This window comes from Microbacterium sp. NPDC080005, assembly GCF_040702445.1.
In the GTDB taxonomy this organism is placed as follows: Bacteria; Actinomycetota; Actinomycetes; order Actinomycetales; family Microbacteriaceae; genus Microbacterium; species Microbacterium oleivorans_D.
The window spans coordinates 725,506-742,998 of the sequence record NZ_JBFBLD010000002.1 but is presented as its reverse complement, the minus strand read 5'-3'; the positions used below and the strand labels follow the sequence as shown (position 1 = coordinate 742,998).

Below are 17,493 nucleotides of genomic sequence, written 5' to 3'. Positions count from 1 at the left end.
GCATCATGACCCTCACCACCACCACCCACCTGAACTTCCGCGGCACCGCGCGCGAGGCCCTGGAGTTCTACGCCCGCGTCTTCGACGGCCAGGCGATGACGACCACCTACGCCGACCTCGGAATGCCCGCCGACGCACCCGGCGCGGACAGGATCGTCTTCGGCATCCTCATCGGGGCCGACGGGTTCCGCCTCATGGCGTACGACGTCCCCGGGCAGGACGCCGGCGCGGAAGCGGTCTCCGGGACGACCACGCGTCAGAACGGCGTGACGATCACCGATCGCGCCTTCTTCGTCTCGCTGCAGGGCGACAGCCTCGACGAGGTCACCGCGCGATGGGACGCCCTCGCCGAGGGCGCGACCGTCGTCGAACCGCTCGCCGCCTCGGCGTGGAGCGCGGGCTTCGGGATGCTCACCGACCGGTTCGGAGTGACCTGGGTCGTCGACGTCCGCGCCCCGCAGCCGGCGTGATCGGCCGGGCCTGAGGCCCGAAGGGACGGATGCCGGTGCGTCGCCGCATCCGTCCCGCTCGGCGGCGCCGCCGGCCGGTACCGTGGCGGTCATGCACTCCGACGAGGTGAACCGATGAGCACATCGACCTTCGATCCGACGCCGCTGACCGAGCCGGTCGAGCGTGCGGCCATCGCCGCGCACCGCAAGGAGCTGCGCGCCGCCGGACGGCTGCCCTCGGGCGGCACCGTCTGGGGCATCGTCATCGCCGTCGCGGTGTTCGTCTTCGTCGGCTTCTTCATCTCGAGTGTCTTCGCCACGGTGTTCGGCGCGTTCCTCAGCGGCTCCGACCGCAACCCGCTCGCGGTCGGGTTCGTCGTCGTGGTGGCGATCTTCGCGATCGGGATCGTGGCCCTCATCATCCGCGGGTTCGCAGGATCGCACGAGCGGATCTACCGGCTCGACCGCTTCGCGCGGGCGAACGGACTGACCTGGTACGCCCAGGCATCCGCTCCACCGCTGCCGGGCATGATCTTCTCGCGCGGCCACTCGCGCAGATCGAGCGACATCCTGCGCGGCGAACGCCCCCGGTTCGTCGAGTTCGCGAATTACCGCTACACGACGGGCTCGGGCAAGAACCAGACCACCCACCGCTGGGGCTACGTCGCGATCCGCCTCGCGACGCCGCTGCCGCACATCGTCCTCGACGCGACGGGCAACAACGGACTGTTCGGGTCGAATCTGCCGCAGGCGTTCGACAAGGATCAGCGGCTCAGCCTCGAGGGCGACTTCGACCAGCACTTCGCCCTCTACTGCCCCGAGGGCTACGAGCAGGACGCGCTTTACCTCTTCACGCCCGACATCATGGCCCGCTTCATCGACCACGCCGCACAGCTCGACGTCGAGATCGTGGACGACTGGCTGTTCCTCTACGCCAAGCGTGACCTGTCCACGCTCGACCCGAACACGTGGGCATGGCTGTTCTCGGCCGTCGGCGCCCTGCTCGACAAGCTCGCGCAGTGGGAGCGCTGGCGCGACGATCGGCTGACGCGGCCCGCAGTGGCGCCCGGTGCGACGGCGGACTCGCTGCCGTTCGCGCCGCCGCGCGGCACGCTGCGCCCGCCGCCCGGCGTCGCGCCGCAGGGACGCCGCCTCAAGGGGGGCGTCTCGTGGCCCGCGATCATCATCGGCGGCCTCTTCGTCCTCGGTGTCTTCGCGATGCAGAGCGGACTGCTCGACGCCATCTTCCGCTGAGCGAACGCACCGGGGTCAGCGCGCGGACCAGCCGCCGTCCATCGTGTAGCTCGCCCCGCTGACCATGCCGGCATCCGGTCCCGCGAGCCAGACCGCGAGGGCGGCGACCTCCTCCGGTTCGACGAGACGCTTGACCGCCGCTTCGGCCAGCAGCACCTGCGACAGCACCTCGTCCTCGCCGATGCCGTGGAGCTTCGCCTGGTCGGCGATCTGCTTCTTGACCAGCGGCGAGCGCACATAGCCCGGGTTGATGCAGTTGCTCGTGACGCCGTGCGCGCCGCCCTCGAGCGCCGTCGCCTTCGACAGTCCCTCGAGACCGTGTTTGGCCGCGACATAGGCCGACTTGTAAGGAGATGCCACGAGTCCGTGCACGCTCGACATGTTCAGGATGCGGCCGAAGCCGCGTTCGTACATGGCGGGGAGCGCCGCGCGGATGAGGAGGAACGGCGCCTCGAGCATGAGCCGCATCATGAACGAGAACCGCTCGGGCTCGAACTCCTCGATGGGGCGCACGTGCTGGATGCCGGCGTTGTTGACGAGGATGTCGACGTCCAGCCGCAGGTCGGCGAGTGCGGCCGTGTCGCTCAGGTCCACGGCCCACGCCTGACCGCCGACGGCGGCAGCGATCCGCTGCGCGCCGTCGGCGTCGACGTCTGCGACGGTCACCCGGGCACCGGCGGCGGCGAGCGCCGAGGCGCACGCCGCCCCGATGCCGCTCGCGCCACCCGTGACGAGAGCCGTCCGACCGGTGAGATCGGTCATGCGCGCTCCTTCTCGCGGAGCAGTTCGGCTGTACGGGCGGCATCCGCGTCGTCGATCGCCTGCAGCGAGGCACCCTTCGTCTCGCGCATGAGGACGATCGTGGTCCCGGTGATGAGGCAGGCGATCGCGATGTAGATCGAGACCGGGGTCCACGAGCCGAAGTCGCGCAGCCACTGCGTCGCGAGGATCGGGGCGAGCGAGCCGGCCGCGATCGCCGTGACCTGGGCGCCCAGCGAGACGCCCGAGTACCGCATGCGGGTGGGGAACAGCTCGGCCATGATCGCGGGCTGCGGTGCGTACAGGAACGCGTGGAACGTCAAGCCGACGGTCACGGCGAGCACGATGAGCACGGGGTTCAGGGTGTCGAACAGCGGGAAGGCGAAGAACGCCCACGTCGCGCTGAGGATCGCGCCGGTCAGAGCGACCGGCCGTCGCCCGAACCGGTCGGCGAGGCGTCCCACCTGCGGGATGACGAGGAAGTGCACGACGTGCGCGATCAGGAGCGCGAGCAGCAGCTGGCTGGTGTCGTACTCGTGCACGGTCTTCAAGTAGACGATCGAGAAGCTGACGACGATGTAGTAGACGATGTTCTCCGCGAAGCGGACACCCATGGCCTGCAGCACGCCGACCGGGTAACGACGCAGCACCTCGACGACGCCGTACGACACGGCCTTCTCGGCCTCGACCTGCGCCTTGGCCTCGAGGAAGATGGGCGCCTCCTCGACGTGACGCCGGATGTAGAACCCGACGAGGACGATGACGGCCGACAGCCAGAACGCGATACGCCATCCCCAGCCGAGGAAGTCCTCGGAGCTGAGGACCCACGACGTGATCAGCAGGACGAGCGTCGCGAGCAGGTTGCCGACGGGGACGGCGGCCTGCGGCCAGCTCGACCAGAACGCGCGCGAGCGGTTCGGGCTCTGCTCGGCGACGAGGAGCACGGCACCGCCCCACTCACCGCCGACGGCGAAGCCCTGCAGGAAGCGCAGCGCCACCAGGAGCGCGGGCGCCCAGTAGCCGATCTCGACGAAGCCGGGGAGGCAACCCATGAGGAACGTGGCGACGCCGACGATGATGATCGTCGCCTGCAGCGTGGGCTTGCGGCCGAAGCGGTCGCCGATCTGGCCGAAGACGACGCCGCCGAGAGGCCGCGCGATGAAGCCGACGGCGTAGGTGACGAAGGCGGCGATGATCCCGTCGAGCGATGAGCCGGTCTGCGGGAAGAAGTAGGTGCCGAAGACGAGGCTGGCCGCGGTGGCGTACAGGAAGAACTCGTACCACTCGACGACGGTGCCCGCCATCGAGGCGGCGACGACACGGCGCAGGCCGGACGGGGTGGCGGATGCCGCGGGGTCGGCGGCGCGGGTGGGGGCTGACATGGTCTCTCCGATCGATGTCGTCGATGACATCCGGGGTGGTCTGCTCTGACACGGGACGCGGTGGCGTCCGCCCCACAGTCTGCGGAGCGGGCTCGATGTAGATCAATGCCCAGTCCTGCACCTCGGATGTGCACAATTGCACACATGGATGCCCGTGGTCGCCTCCGCGCCGATGATCTGCTCGTTCTGCTCGCCGTTGCGCGGTCCGGTCGGTACACCACCGCCGCGAGCGCCCTCGGCGTCGACCACACCACCGTCGCGCGACGCATCGCCGCCCTCGAGGACGCCGTCGGCGGGCGCCTGGTCGCTCAGGCCGGCGGCGGCTGGGAGCTCACGGCGCTCGGACGCCAGGCGGTCGACACGGCCGGGCGGATCGAGTCCGCGCTGACGCAGCTCGCCGGGGCCGGCGAGGACCACGACCCCATCGCCGGGGTGGTGCGGATGTCGGCGACCGACGGCTTCAGCGCCTTCATCGCCGCCCCCGCGGTGGCCCGGCTGCGACGCCGGCATCCGCGCCTGAGCGTCGAGATCGTCACGGCCACCCGTCGTGCCGCAGCCCACCGCCCCGGACTCGACATCGAGGTCGTCGTCGGCGCGCCGCAGTCCCGGCGCACGCAGGGCGTCGAGCTCGGCGCCTACACACTCGGGATGTACGCCTCGCGCGCGTACCTGGAACGGGAGGGGATGCCGCGGGACGCCGCCGAGCTCATGCGGCATCCGCTCGTCTACTTCGTCGACGCGATCCTGCAGGTCGACGCGCTCGACCTGCCGCGACGGCTCGTGCCGGAGATGCGCGACGGACTGAGTTCGACGAACGTGTTCGTGCACGTCGAGGCCACGCGTGCCGGTGCGGGGATCGGGCTGCTGCCCTGCTTCGTCGCGGACCGGCACGACGACCTCGTACGCCTGCTGCCCGACCGGTTCGACGAGCGGCTGCCGTACTGGATGATCGTGCGGCCCGAGTCGCTGCGGATCCCCGCCGTCGCCGCCCTCGCCGAGGCGCTGCGCGACGAGACCGCCGCGGCCGCCGACATGCTCGCCGGCCGGGCGGGCTGAGCCGCTCGCGTCAGTCGATCGCGACGAGCGCTGCGCGCCGCGGCCGGACGATGGGGTCCTGGTAGCGCGCCGGCGTGACGGTGATGTCGGTCTGGTCGTCGAACCAGCTGCCGGCACCGCGGCGACCGAGCAGTTTGCGCGCGGTGAGGATGCCCCACACCAGGGGAGCCCCGACCACGAGTGCGACGGCGCCCACGAGCGAACGGTCCTCGCGACCGAGCACCGCCTTGCGCTGCCACGCCTCGTGGAGTGCACCTCCGCGCGCGGTCGGCACGAAGCGTGGGGGCAGCAGACCCCGGCGCCGCAGCGAGACGAGCTGCTCGACGTCCTGCCACCAGGTCGACTGCTGCGGATCGTGGAAGTAGTTGTCGGCGAGCCACTGCGCGTTCGGGTGTCGGAACCGGCGTGCGATGACGTCCTCGGCGCTGCCCTGCACACCGCTGCCGTTGAACACGGTGTTGAGGTGCGTCTTGGTGACACCGAAGGTGTCGAGCGCGATCACCGGAACCCCCATCGCCATCGCCTCGATCGCCGCCGTGGAGCTGACGGTGATGAGGCCCTCGGCGTGCGCGAGGGCCTGCGCCATCGGCTCGTGCGAGAAGACGAGGTTGTCGGGGCGGTCCCGCAGCAGTTCGGTGAGCTCGGTGCGCTCGTAGTGCGTCTCGGTCTCGCCGAGCTCGGGGCGTGAGCGCAGCTTGACGACGACGCGGCGGGACGGGTCGGCGAGCGCCGCCGCGCGCAGGATGCCCGCGATCGCGACCCGGTCGGCGGGCTCGCGGGGGACGATCGCCTGCGCGGCGAAGACGAGGTCCGTGCCACCCCCGGACGGACGGGAGGGTCGCGCGAACGGCAGGGTCGCGAGACCGACGCGCAGCTCGATGCCGAGCCGCTGCGCGAGGTGGCGGAAGGCCCGTCGCTCCCGCTGCGAGTGCACGATCATGAGATCGCAGTGCTTGCGGTACATCGCCGCCCCGCGCTGGGCGGGGATCGAGATGCCGGGCAGCCCCGAGACCACGACCGGACGCGGAGCGACGCGGTCGATCTGGCGCATCACGAGCCGTACGAACGGCCCGCGTCCACCGATGACCACGACGTCGGGCCGGTCCTTCGCGAGCCAGGCCGCGATGTCATCGCAGGCCAGGCGGGTGACCGCCTCGGGACGGATGCCGGTGCCCGCCAGCGCCGCGTGCTCCTGCGCCACGCTCACCGTGAGCGGGGTACGCACGAGCAGCAGGTGGGGATCCACCGACGGCGCGGAGTCGATGAGCGCCGCCGACCACTTCACGAAGGAGTCGGCGTCGGCGATCGCGACGACGCGCACGCGTCCCGGACGGTCACCGCGCATGGTCATGCCGGGACGCGCCGCAGCTTCGCCATGGGCGCGAGCTCGCCGTCGTAGATGCGCTTCACACCGTCGCCGAGGGCCGTCTCGATGACCCGGATGTCGCGCACGAGGTGTTCGAGGCCCGTCGGCTCGAGCGAGGCGGCGTGGTCCGATCCCCACATGGTGCGGTCGAGGGTGATGTGGCGCTCGACCGCGACGGCACCCAGGGCGACGGCGGCGAGCGAGATCTGCAGGCCGCGCTCGTGACCCGAGTACCCCACCGGGATGCCGGCGTAGCGGTCGCGGAGCGAGGCGATCATCTTGATGTTCGCCTCCTCGGGCTCCATCGGGTAGGTCGAGGTGGCGTGCAGGAGGACGGTGCGGTCGGTGCCGAGGACCTCGAGCGCGCGGTCGATCTGCTCGATGGTCGACATGCCGGTCGAGAGGATGATCGGCTTGCCGGTCGCGCGGAGTGCCTCGAGCAGCTCGACGTCGGTGAGGCTGGCGGAGGCGACCTTGTGGGCGACGACGCCGAGGTCCTCGAGGAAGTCGACGCTCGGGACGTCCCACGGCGAGGCGAACCAGTCGAGGCCGCGCATCGTGGCGTGGTCGCCGATCTCGATGTACTGGTCGCGGTCGAACTCGACGCGGTAGCGGTACTCGAGGTAGGTCATCGTGCCCCACGGGGTCTCGCGCAGGGTGTCGCGCATGTGCGCGGGCGTCGCGATCTCGGGGGTGCGCTTCTGGAACTTGACGGCGTTCGCGCCGGCGTCGGCGGCGACATCGATCAGTCGCTTGGCGAGTTCGACGTCGCCGTTGTGGTTGAGGCCGATCTCGGCGATGACGTACACGGGGTGTCCGCCGCCGAGCACGTGGTTTCCGATGGTCACCGTCATGGCGAGTCCTTTCGTCGTTGCTGTCCCCAGCGTGGGTTCCGACCGTGAATGACGGATGAACCCCCGGTGGCGAGGACCGGACGACTGGCTGTCGGGTGCGTGCGTCAGCGTGACGCGAGGACGCGGTCGGCCAGCTCGCGCACCGCTCCGGCCCCGCCCGCGCGCGCGAGCACGACCCGCGCGGCGGCGAGCACCTCGGGTCGCGCGTCGGCGACGGCGACGGGCCAGCCGACGAGGGCCATGGCGGGCAGGTCGTTGACGTCGTTGCCGAGGTAGGCGGTCTCGGCGAGGTCTACCCCGCGCTCGGCGGCCCATCGCCGCAGCACGGCCGCCTTGTCGTCGACGCCGTGGATGACCTCGACCTGCAGCTTCTCGGCCCGGGCCCGCACGACGGCGTTCTGCTCCGTCGAGAGGATCAGCACAGGGACACCCGCGCGCCGCAGGAGGGCGACACCCATGCCGTCGGAGCGACTGACCCGCACGTGCTCGGTGCCGGCGGCATCCACCCAGGCGGTGTCGTCGGTGTGGACGCCGTCGAAGTCCGTCACGACGACCCGGGCCGCCAGCGGCGCCGGCGGCTCGAGCAGGTGGGCGAGGGTCTGCGCCGTGCGCAGCTGCGCCGGGTCGTCGATCTCGATCGCGGTCTCCTCGGGGACCTCCACGATCTCCGTGCGTCCGAAGAAGCGGTGCCGCGCCGCGCGGAAGCCGTCGGTCGTGAAGACGTAGAACGCGCCCGTCTCGACGTAGTGGGGATCGCGGTCCTGCCGGCGCGGCCGGTGCGCCGCATCGTGACCGAGAGCGGATGCCGCACCGTCGGCATCCCTCCGCCACACGAACTCGTAGCTCTCCCGCGCCGAGAAGGCGCTGTCGGCGCGGCCGTCGCGCACGAGCGCCACCGCCCGGGCGAGCGCCTCGGCGGGGATGAACGGGCTCGTCGCCTGCAGGAACGCCGTGACGCGCGGTGTGATGCCGTCCGCCCCGAGGGTGTCGAGCGCGTGCAGGAGGGCGCTCTCGGAGCTCGCCTGATCGCCGGATATCTCGGCGGGTCGCTTGACGATCCGGGCACCGGCGGTGCGTGCGGCGTCGGCGATCGCGCCGTCATCGGTCGAGACGACGACGAGATCGATCGCCCGTGAGGCCAGCGCGGCCCGCACCGCACGCGCGACGAGGGGGATGCCGCCGACGCGGGCCACGTTCTTGCCCGGCACGCCTTTCGACCCACCGCGGGCGGGGATGACGGCGACCGTCTCGACGGTTGTCCGGGTCACGGTCATCCTCCTCGTAGGGCCTTCCAGGCACGTCTGCTGCGCCGCTGCGCGCCGCGGAGCGCGAGCTGCACCTCGGTGATCCGGCTCGCGCCGTCCCGCGGGCCGAGGGCGCGCGCGAGCAGGCCAGGAGCGCCTCCCCCGGGGAGCCCGAGCGAGGTCAGGCGGCTGCGTGCGAAGTACCGCTGGCGTTCAGCGGCCGTCGCCGCGGCGAGGAACTCCTCGGCGCGCGAACGCAGGTGCGCGGCGATGACGGGCTGCATGGCGTAGCCGACCGCATCGACGAGCAGCTGCATCCGCTCACCTGCATGGGGGGAGTCTGGCCGGGTGAGCGCGTCGATGATTGTCACCGGGATGCGGTTGCCGTTCTCGAACGGGGTGAGCCGTTGCAGCAGCAGTTCGGTCCCGACGGCGGCGATCGGCAGGCCGGTGAGCGCGCGGAGGGTCGGCAGCGCGGTCGAGAACCCCGCGACGGCGCCGACGAACGGAGCCCGGACAGCGAGGACCTCGGCCGGAGTGCCGCCCCGGAAGACGGTGAATGCGACACCGCGCTCGGCCGCGTGCGCGGCGAGTCCGTCGATCAGCGCGGGGGCCGACGACGGATGCGGCTTGAAGACGATCGTGCCGGGGCTCCACTCGAGCGCCCGGTCGATCATCTCGCACTGCATCCGCAGCTCCTCGTCGGGCGTGATGAGCTTCAACGCCGAGAGGTACTGACCGAGGATCAGCGCCGGGCGGTCGAGCCCGGCGAGCGCGCCGATCTCGGGATCGTCGGTCGCCGCGGCGACCTCGTCGACGACCGCGCGCAGGGCGGCGGGTGCCACCGGCATCCGGTCGGCGTCCGGGAACAGGAGGGGCTCGACCCCCGGCACGGTATCGGCGTAGACGACGGCGCTCACCCGACCGGCGACCGTGTGCGGCCAGCGGTTGCGGATGGGCGAGTACGTCATGAGACCGTCGCCGATGATCGCGACATCCGCACCGGCGAACACGTCGATGAAGACGCGAGACGGCGCGACCTGGGGGCTCTGCAGGAAGAGCTCGACCTCGCCGCCGATGTCCCAGGCCTGCCGGAGCAGTCGCTCGAGCACGGGCGCCTCGTTCGCGGTCACGCGCCAGTGCGGCGGGCGCGTGGGCGCGAGCAGCTCGTTGAGGTCGACGACGCGGTCGAATCGCGCCCGCAGAGTCGTGAGCTCGCGGGCCTCGACGATGCCGGGCGCGGCCTCGGGGATGATTGCCGCGTTCACCGCGATGAGGATGCGGCCCGACGGGGATGCCGGAATCGCCCCGGCATCCATGGCCGCGACCGCGGTCATGAGTCCGTACGCGGAGTTCAGGACGAAGATCTGCGTCATGCCGTGCGCACCTCGCGCACCAGGCGCGCAAGGATGCGGCGACGACGATCCGACAATCTCGACAGCGCCGGGTCGATCTGCTCCGCCGGGATCGCCCGCAGCAGATCCCGGATGCCGGTCCGCAGCGCCGTGCGGTCGGCGGTCGACATCGCCCGGGCGCGGAACAGGTGGTAGGCGCACACCGACATGGTCGTGGTCGCGATCTTCGGGAGGAAGCGGTCCGCATCGTCGTCCTCCTCGACGACGCGGATCGCCTCGGCGAAAGCCGGGAGGAAGTCGAGCTGGCGCCGGTCGAGCACCTGCGTGAGCGAGGTGGTGACGCCGCGGCGGTACAGGATCGCGGGGGCGTCCACGACCGCGAACGATTCCGCGCGCAGGTGCAGGCGCCAGATCCACGGGCGGTCCTCCGCCGTGAACAGGCCCGGCTCGAAGTGCGCGAGGCCACGGTCGAGCACCCGGCGGTGGAACATGCCCGCCCAGGCATAGGGGTAGTCGACCATCGTCGTCTCGTCGGCGGGCATGATGGCGTCGCGGGGCGACACGACCCGTCCGCGTCGTCCGTGCGGCGCGCGCATGAGGCGGCGTCGACCGTCGGTGTCGGTGACATGATCCGTGCGGACGAAGTCGCATCCCAGGCGTCGCATCGAGTCCACGAGGCTCTCGAGACGGTCCGGGTGCATCCAGTCATCGCCGTCGACGAAGCAGAAGAACTCGGTATCGACGAGGTCGAGCCCCTGGTTGCGCGCGGCTGCCAGACCCACGGGCTGCGGGTTCGAGATGATTTCGACGTGGGGCATCTCCCGCGCGAAGTGCTGCACCTGCGCGCGGGTGTCGTCGGTCGATCCGTCGTCGACGACCACGAGGCGCAGGCGGCTCGGGTCCTCGAACTGACGGCCGAGGGTCGTGACGGTCGTGCCGATGTACGGGCCGGCGTCTTTCGCCGGCAGGATGACGGTCACGATCGGTGAGGACACGCCGCGATACAAACAAGCGGGCGTGACCGGAAGGTGGCGTCCGGGTGAACGATCGCTGTCGCGCTCAGGCGAGCCCGAAGGCCGTGGCCTCCTCGTCCGTCAGCATCCGCGACCGGATGAGGAACCGCATGCCCGTCGGCCCCTCGACCGAGAACCCCGCCCCCCGGCCCGGAACCACGTCGATCGTGAGGTGCGTGTACTTCCAGTACTCGAACTGGGATGCCGACATGAAGACCTCGATCGGATCGTCCAGACCCGCGTCGATCTCCCCGAGCTTCACGTCCCCCGGTCCGGTCAGGAACATGCCCACGGGGTAGCACATGGGACTGCTGCCGTCGCAGCATCCGCCCGACTGATGGAACATCAGCGGACCGTGCTGGGCGGTGAGGGTGCGCAGCAGGGCCGCCGCCTCGTCGGAGACGGCGACCCTGCTGTAGGTGGTGTCGGTCATGGTGTCGGCTCAGAAGAAGCCCATGGCGCCTTCGGCGTAGGACACGAGAAGGTTCTTCGTCTGCTGGTAGTGGTCGAGCATCCGCAGGTGGTTCTCGCGCCCGATGCCGGACTGCTTGTACCCGCCGAACGCCGCGTGGGCGGGGTACTGGTGATAGGTGTTCGTCCACACGCGACCCGCCTCGATCGCCCGGCCCGCGCGGTACGCGATGTCGCCCGAGCGGCTCCAGACACCGGCGCCGAGGCCGTAGAGGGTGTCGTTGGCCAGCGAGATCGCGTCGTCGAAGTCGTCGAAGCTCGTGACCGACAGCACCGGGCCGAAGATCTCCTCCTGGAAGATGCGCATGTCGTTCGTTCCCTCGAAGACCGTCGGGGCGACGTAATAGCCGCCGCTCAGGTCGCCGCCGAGGTCGACCCGCTCGCCGCCGGTGAGCAGCTTCGCGCCGCCCTGCGTGCCGATGTCGATGTAGCTGAGGATCTTCTCGAGCTGGTCGTTGGAGGCCTGCGCGCCGATCATCGTGGCCGGGTCGAGCGGGTTGCCCTGGACGACCTTCGACACGCGATCGAGCCCGTCGGCGAGGAACGAGTCGTAGATCGAGCGCTGGATGAGCGAGCGTGACGGACAGGTGCAGACCTCGCCCTGATTGAGCGCGAACAGCGTGAACCCTTCGAGCGCCTTGTCGTAGTACGCGTCGTCGGTGCTGCGGGCGACGTCCTCGAAGAACAGGTTCGGGCTCTTGCCCCCGAGCTCCAGCGTCACCGGAATGAGGTTCTGCGACGCGTACTGCATGATGAGCCGCCCGGTCGTGGTCTCGCCGGTGAACGCGATCTTGCGGATGCGCTTGTGCGAGGCGAGCGGGGCGCCGGCCTCGATGCCGAACCCGTTGACGATGTTCACGACGCCCGCAGGGAGCAGGTCGCCGATGATCTCGAAGAGGAACAGGATGGATGCCGGGGTCTGCTCGGCGGGCTTGAGCACGACGCAGTTGCCCGCCGCGAGGGCCGGGGCGAGCTTCCACGTGGCCATGAGGATCGGGAAGTTCCACGGGATGATCTGCCCGACCACGCCCAGCGGCTCGTGGAAGTGGTACGCCACGGTGTCGTCGTCGAGCTGGCTGAGCGTGCCCTCCTGCGCCCGCAGGACGCCCGCGAAGTAGCGGAAGTGGTCGACGGCGAGCGGGATGTCGGCGGCGAGCGTCTCGCGGACGGGCTTGCCGTTCTCCCACGTCTCGGCGACGGCGATCTTCTCGAGGTTCTCCTCGATGCGGTCGGCGATCTTGTTGAGGATGACGGCGCGTTCGGCGGGAGTCGTCTTCTTCCACGACGCGAACGCCTTCCACGCGATGTCGACCGCGCGGTCGATGTCCTCGACGGTGCCGCGGCCGACCTCGCAGAACGGCTTGCCGGTGACGGGGGTGATGTTCTCGAAGTACTGGCCCTTGACCGGCTCGACGAACTCGCCGCCGATGTAGTGGCCGTAGCGTGCCCGGTACTCCGCCACCGCTCCCCGCTGGCCGGGTGCGGCGTAGACGCTCGAGACGCCCTCTTCGACGATGGTCATGCTGTCTCCTTCGACGGACATGGATGCGGCGACGTCGCCGCGGATCGGATGCCGGGCACGCTACGCCGCGCAACGTTGCATCCGGTTGCGGGGGCGCCGCGCGGCCGCGGTGTGCGCGGATGCAAGGGATCTCGCGCGACACGCCGCGCCGCGGCATCCCACCCCCGCGTGTCGCCGCGGATCCGTTGCATCGGCGAACGCGGCCAACCGGCGAGTGCGGCCAACGCTCGGGGTCTACGCCCCCAGCGCCTCGAGCCGGGCGACGAGCCCGGGGCGGCGCGGCGAGCGCGCCGGCAGCATGCGCAGGCAGAGGCGCAGCACCTCGGCATCCTCCCGTCCGTCGGCGCTGTCGGCGTAGGCCAGCAGCGCCTCGATGCCGGCCTCACCGACCATCGTCTCGCGCAGGGTCGCGCGTACCGAGGTCCGCAGCTCCTCGACTCCCGGCGCGACGGAGTCGGGCAGCACCGGTCCGGTGTAGGCGGCGAGGGCCACCCGGTGCGCACCGCGGCCGAGCAGCGAGACCACGTGGTGCACATCGGTCTCGAGATCTGCGGGCAGCCGGTACGGCCGCGAGAGGGGCACGAGGTGCGGCGCGCGCTTCTCGAGCACCTTCCGCAGGCGCACCATCTCGGGCCGCAGCGTCTCGACGGCGGGCTCGCCGTAGACGAGATCGGCGAGCGCCTCGGCAGACAGGCCCTCGCGGTGGCTCGCGAGCATGAGCAGGATCTCCGCGTGCCGCGCGCTGAGCTCGACGACGGATGCCGCGGCATCCCCCTCGGTCTCCAGCAGCGCCCGGTCGCGTCCCAGCACCCGCAGGGTCGCATGCCGCACGGCCGCCGGACGCGACGGAGGGCGCCGGATCGTCTCGGCGCGGGAGCGCAGCCGGCCGACGAGCAGCTCGCCCTCGATCGCGCGTGCGGTCGCGTCGACGAGCAGCTGTGCCTGCGGGGTGACGGCCTCACTGCCGCCGGTCACGTCGATGACACCCAGCAGCCGGCGGGTCTCGGGGTCGTGGACCGGCGCCGCCGTGCACGACCACGGCTGCACGAAGCGGTTGAAGTGCTCGGCCTGCCGGATCTGCACGGCCCGGTCGAGCGCGAGCGCCGTGCCGGGTGCCGACGTGCCGACGGATGCCTCGGCCCAGTCCGCGCCTGCGACGAAGCCCATGTCGCCGGTCAGTGTCCGCACCCCGCGGTCTCCCTCGACCCACAGGAGGCGACCCGACGCATCGCCGACCGCGACGATCACTCCGGAATCCTCCGCTGAGCCCGGCAGCAGGAGGGAGCGGACCATCTCCATGACCCCGGCGAGCGGGTGCTCGCGCCGATAGGCCTCGAGCTCGTCGGCCGTCATGTCGAGCCGTGGAAGCCCTTCGGCCGCGGCATCCGAGGCCAGCGATCTGCGCCACGACTCCCGGACCAGCGGCCGAACGTCCTCGAGTCGCGGGTCGCCGGCGTTCCCGGCGAGGAGCTCTTCGTGCGCACGCTCGATCAGCAGGCGCGAGGTGGCGGGCGCGACCTCGACCCGGGCGGACCACGGCGAGCTCATGGGGCTCCGATCATCGTCGAAGGAGCGGTGCCGGTCAGTCTAGATCGGCGTGCCGGCGGGCGACAGGTCTCAGCGACGCACGAGGTTGCCGTCGGCCCACTCGCCGAGCTGGCTCAGGATCGGCATGAGGCGGCAGCCCGCCTCGGTGAGCGCGTACGAGACGGCGACCGGGGGGCCCGCATCGACATGGCGGGCGATGAGCCCGGCATCCGCCAGTTCGGTCAGGCGGTCGGACAGGACGGCGTCGCTGATGCCGGCGACGGCGCGTCGGACACCCGAGAACGACAGCTCGCCCTGCCCGAGGACGTCGAGGATCATCCCGTTCCAGCGCTTGCCGAGCACCGAGAACGCGTGCGAGACGGCGGCGTCGCACTGTCGCGCATCGTGTCCGTCGGCCATGCCTCCATCGTACGTGTGCTAGCGTTCCCGAAGCCGCTTTCTTTTTCATAGTGACTCTGATCGGAGAAGCACATGACCCTGTTCCGTCTGGATGCCAGCATCCTGCCCGCCACGTCCGCGAGCCGCGAGCTCGGCGACCTCGTCGAGGCCGAGTGGCTCGCCGCCCACCCCTCGAGCGACGTCGTCCGGCGCGACGTCGCCGCCGACCCGATCCCCGCAACCTCGTGGCGCGACTCGGTGACCTCGGGCTTCACCCCCGCCGACCAGCACACCGACGGGCAGCGGTCGGCGATCGCCCTCCGCACCGAGCTTGCCGACGAGCTCATCGGCGCGGACGCGCTGCTGTTCACCGTGCCGCTTTACAACTACGGCGTCTCGCAGCACGTGAAGACGTGGTTCGACCTCGCCTACACCGACCCGCGCATCGACCCGCAGGGCACCGCCCTGCGCGGCAAGCCGGCCACCCTCGTCACCGTTCTCGGCGGCAACTACGAGCCGGGCAGCCCGAAGGAAGGCTGGGACCACTCGACCGGCTGGCTCCGCCGCGTCTTCGAGGATGTCTGGGGTCTGGACCTCACCGTCGTCCACCGCCCCTTCACGCTCGTCGGTGTGAACCCCGCGCTCGACGCGTTCACCGACGCAGCCGCCGAGCTCAAAGCCGGCGCCGAGCAGGCCGCGGTCGACGCCGGCCGCATGCTGGCAGCCTCGCGCGCAGCGTGACCACCCGTCGTTCGCCCGTCACGACGCGCCGCGGGGGGCCGCAGATCGTGACGGGCGAGCGGCCCTCGGATCCCCTGGCTGGACGATGATGAAGCCATGAGCTCCGCGAAGACCGTCGCCGCCACCGTCGTCCACCGCCTGACACGGTGGGGCACGGCATCCGTCGTCATCGGCGGCGCGCTCGCCCTGCTGCCGCGCACCCGCGCCTTCGGTCTGCAGAACCTGATGTGGGGGGCGATCGACGTGGCCCTCGCGGAGTTCACCCGACGGCAGGACGGCGTTCCGAAGAAGCGGATGCTGCGCCGCATCCTCCTCGTCAACACCGCCCTCGACGTGGGGTACGTCGCGACCGGCGGCCACCTCGCAGCCCGCACCCCGTCCTTCGGCGGCCGGCTGAGCCCCGCGCAGGCCCGCGGACACGGCCTCGCCGTCATCATCCAGGGCGCCGCGTTGTTCGTCATCGACCTGACGGCCGCGCGCCGACTGCGCTGAGGGTCAGGCCGGCGCGGCGCTCAGCCCCGTGCGGCCCACCACTCGCGCAGGCGCTGCTCGGCGGCCTCCGCCCCGATGACGCCCTCGTCGAGGCGGATGTCGAGCAGGAAACGGTACGCCTCGCCGACCTCCCGGCCGGGACGGATGCCGAGGACCTCCTGGATCCGGTTGCCGTCGAGCTCCGGGCGCATCGCGTCGAGCTCCTCCTGCTCGGCGAGGGCCGCGATGCGCGACTCGATGTCGTCGTACGCCGTGCGCAGGCGCGTCGCCTTCCGCTTGTTGCGGGTCGTCACGTCGGCTCGCGTCAGGATGTGCAGCCGCTCGAGCTGCTCGCCCGCATCGCGGACGTACCGCCGGACGGCCGAGTCGGTCCACGCGCCCTCGGCGTACCCGAAGAAGCGCAGGTGCTGCTCGATGAGCTGACACACGGCATCCGTCGTCGCACCGTCGAACCGCAGAGCCTGCAGGCGCTTGCGCGCCATGCGCGCGCCCTTGACGTCGTGGTGGTGGAAGCTGACCGCGCCGCCGGGTTCGAGCTTGCGGGTCGCCGGCTTGCCGATGTCGTGCAGGAGCGCCGCCAGGCGCAGGGTCACGTCGGGTGCCTGCCCCGGGTGCCGCTGCTTCTCGAGGTCGATCGCCTGCGCGAGCACCGTCAGCGAGTGCTCGTAGACGTCCTTGTGGTGATGGTGCTCGTCGACCTCGAGGCGCAGCGCCGGCACCTCGGGCAGGAACAGCGCCATGAGGCCCGTGTCGACGAGCAGACGGATGCCGCGGTCCGGCGCATCCGTCGACAGGAGCTTCACGAGCTCGCCCTGGATTCGCTCCGGGCTCACGATCGACAGGCTCGGCGCAAGTCGGCTCATCGCCTCGAGCGTCGCGGGGTGCACGTCCATGCCGAGCTGGCTCGCGAAGCGCGCGGCGCGCAGCATCCGGAGCGGGTCGTCGCCGAAGCTGACGTCCGGGTCGGTCGGCGTGCGCAGCGACCCGCCGACGAGGTCCTCGACGCCGCCGGTCGGGTCGACGAGCGACGGACCGGGGATGCGGAGGGCCATCGCGTTGACCGTGAAGTCGCGTCTGACCAGGTCCTGCTCGAGCGTGTCGCCGAACTCGACCGTGGGCTTGCGGGTCGTGCCGTCGTAGCTGTCGGCGCGGTACGTCGTGATCTCGACCTGCTCGCCGCGGACCTTCGCGCCGATCGTGCCGAACGCACGCCCGATGTCCCACGTCGCCGTCGCGAGCGGTTTCACAATCCGCAGGATGTCGTCGGGGCGGGCGTTCGTCGTGTAGTCGAGGTCGTTGACCGTGCGGCCGAGCAGCGCGTCGCGGACGGGCCCGCCGACGACGGCGAGCTCGAAACCGGCATCCGCGAAGGCGCGGGCGAGCGTGGCCGACACGGGAGCCTCGGCGAGCGCACCCAGGCGCGCGAGACCCTCGGCCATGTTCAGCATGCCTACGAGCCTACCGAGGCCGGCCGGCCGCGCCGCGGGCCCGGGCGCCGCTCGGGCGTGCCGCTCGCGGATGCGATGGATGCTGCGCGACACGCCGCGCCCCGGCATCCGTCCCCGGCGCGTCGCCGCGCATCCCTTGCATCCGCGCACGCCAGCCGCGC

17 protein-coding genes are annotated in these 17,493 nt (G+C 71.3%); 5 read left to right on the top strand and 12 right to left on the bottom strand.

Annotated features, from left to right (window positions below; all coding sequences use genetic code 11):
• The first annotated feature begins 5 nt into the window (after positions 1-5).
• Positions 6-470: a VOC family protein gene (locus tag AB0259_RS10390; RefSeq protein ID WP_366221848.1), complete on the top strand. Its 465-nt coding sequence runs from the start codon at positions 6-8 to the stop codon at positions 468-470.
• Positions 471-584: 114 nt separating this feature from the next.
• On the top strand, positions 585-1,703 hold the full coding sequence (locus tag AB0259_RS10385; protein WP_251577303.1) for a hypothetical protein: 1,119 nt from the start codon (positions 585-587) through the stop codon (positions 1,701-1,703).
• A gap of 15 nt (positions 1,704-1,718) precedes the next feature.
• Here AB0259_RS10385 and AB0259_RS10380 read toward each other — a convergent pair whose 3' ends face one another.
• Together AB0259_RS10380 and AB0259_RS10375 are read right to left on the bottom strand one after the other, a co-directional pair.
• Complete coding sequence (locus AB0259_RS10380; protein WP_366221851.1) at positions 1,719-2,465, bottom strand: 3-hydroxybutyrate dehydrogenase; 747 nt, start codon at positions 2,463-2,465, stop codon at positions 1,719-1,721.
• Positions 2,462-3,844, bottom strand: a complete 1,383-nt coding sequence (locus AB0259_RS10375; RefSeq protein ID WP_251577307.1) for an MFS transporter — start codon at positions 3,842-3,844, stop codon at positions 2,462-2,464. The genes AB0259_RS10380 and AB0259_RS10375 overlap by 4 nt, the downstream gene beginning before the upstream one ends.
• 144 nt (positions 3,845-3,988) lie before the next feature.
• Here AB0259_RS10375 and AB0259_RS10370 point away from each other — a divergent pair, with 144 nt between their 5' ends.
• Positions 3,989-4,900, top strand: coding sequence for a LysR family transcriptional regulator (locus AB0259_RS10370; protein ID WP_251577309.1), 912 nt, complete (start codon positions 3,989-3,991; stop codon positions 4,898-4,900).
• A gap of 10 nt (positions 4,901-4,910) precedes the next feature.
• On the opposite strand, the gene AB0259_RS10365 is transcribed toward AB0259_RS10370, so the two are convergent.
• The 9 genes from AB0259_RS10365 to AB0259_RS10325 form a co-directional block, all read right to left on the bottom strand.
• Positions 4,911-6,251, bottom strand: a complete 1,341-nt coding sequence (locus AB0259_RS10365; protein ID WP_366221854.1) for a DUF6716 putative glycosyltransferase — start codon at positions 6,249-6,251, stop codon at positions 4,911-4,913.
• On the bottom strand, positions 6,248-7,120 hold the full coding sequence (locus AB0259_RS10360) for an N-acetylneuraminate synthase family protein (protein ID WP_251577311.1): 873 nt from the start codon (positions 7,118-7,120) through the stop codon (positions 6,248-6,250). The genes AB0259_RS10365 and AB0259_RS10360 overlap by 4 nt, the downstream gene beginning before the upstream one ends.
• A gap of 104 nt (positions 7,121-7,224) precedes the next feature.
• Complete coding sequence (locus AB0259_RS10355) at positions 7,225-8,394, bottom strand: acylneuraminate cytidylyltransferase (RefSeq protein WP_366221856.1); 1,170 nt, start codon at positions 8,392-8,394, stop codon at positions 7,225-7,227.
• Positions 8,391-9,740, bottom strand: coding sequence for a polysialyltransferase family glycosyltransferase (locus tag AB0259_RS10350; RefSeq protein ID WP_366221858.1), 1,350 nt, complete (start codon positions 9,738-9,740; stop codon positions 8,391-8,393). Before AB0259_RS10350 ends, AB0259_RS10355 begins: the two co-directional genes overlap by 4 nt.
• The gene (locus AB0259_RS10345) at positions 9,737-10,714 is read right to left on the bottom strand and encodes a glycosyltransferase family 2 protein (RefSeq protein ID WP_251577316.1); all 978 of its coding nucleotides are present in this window, start codon (positions 10,712-10,714) and stop codon (positions 9,737-9,739) included. The genes AB0259_RS10350 and AB0259_RS10345 overlap by 4 nt, the downstream gene beginning before the upstream one ends.
• A 64-nt stretch (positions 10,715-10,778) precedes the next feature.
• The gene (locus AB0259_RS10340) at positions 10,779-11,165 is read right to left on the bottom strand and encodes a DUF779 domain-containing protein (protein WP_251577318.1); all 387 of its coding nucleotides are present in this window, start codon (positions 11,163-11,165) and stop codon (positions 10,779-10,781) included.
• Between the two features lie 9 nt (positions 11,166-11,174).
• Positions 11,175-12,725: an aldehyde dehydrogenase family protein gene (locus AB0259_RS10335; RefSeq protein WP_366221861.1), complete on the bottom strand. Its 1,551-nt coding sequence runs from the start codon at positions 12,723-12,725 to the stop codon at positions 11,175-11,177.
• Positions 12,726-12,959: 234 nt separating this feature from the next.
• On the bottom strand, positions 12,960-14,273 hold the full coding sequence (locus tag AB0259_RS10330) for a helix-turn-helix domain-containing protein (RefSeq protein ID WP_251577322.1): 1,314 nt from the start codon (positions 14,271-14,273) through the stop codon (positions 12,960-12,962).
• A 69-nt stretch (positions 14,274-14,342) separates the two neighbouring features.
• Entirely contained in the window at positions 14,343-14,672 is a 330-nt protein-coding gene (locus tag AB0259_RS10325; RefSeq protein ID WP_251577324.1) for a helix-turn-helix domain-containing protein, read from the bottom strand.
• Positions 14,673-14,744: 72 nt separating this feature from the next.
• Here AB0259_RS10325 and AB0259_RS10320 point away from each other — a divergent pair, with 72 nt between their 5' ends.
• A complete protein-coding gene (locus tag AB0259_RS10320; protein ID WP_366221864.1) occupies positions 14,745-15,392 on the top strand; it encodes an NAD(P)H-dependent oxidoreductase in 648 nt (215 codons plus the stop codon).
• Positions 15,393-15,488: 96 nt separating this feature from the next.
• Positions 15,489-15,884 (top strand): hypothetical protein, encoded by a 396-nt coding sequence (locus tag AB0259_RS10315; RefSeq protein WP_366221866.1) that lies wholly within the window; start codon positions 15,489-15,491, stop codon positions 15,882-15,884.
• 20 nt (positions 15,885-15,904) lie between these two features.
• Here the strand turns inward: AB0259_RS10315 and AB0259_RS10310 are convergent, their stop codons facing one another.
• The gene (locus AB0259_RS10310; protein WP_366221868.1) at positions 15,905-17,332 is read right to left on the bottom strand and encodes a CCA tRNA nucleotidyltransferase; all 1,428 of its coding nucleotides are present in this window, start codon (positions 17,330-17,332) and stop codon (positions 15,905-15,907) included.
• Positions 17,333-17,493: the final 161 nt, after the last annotated feature.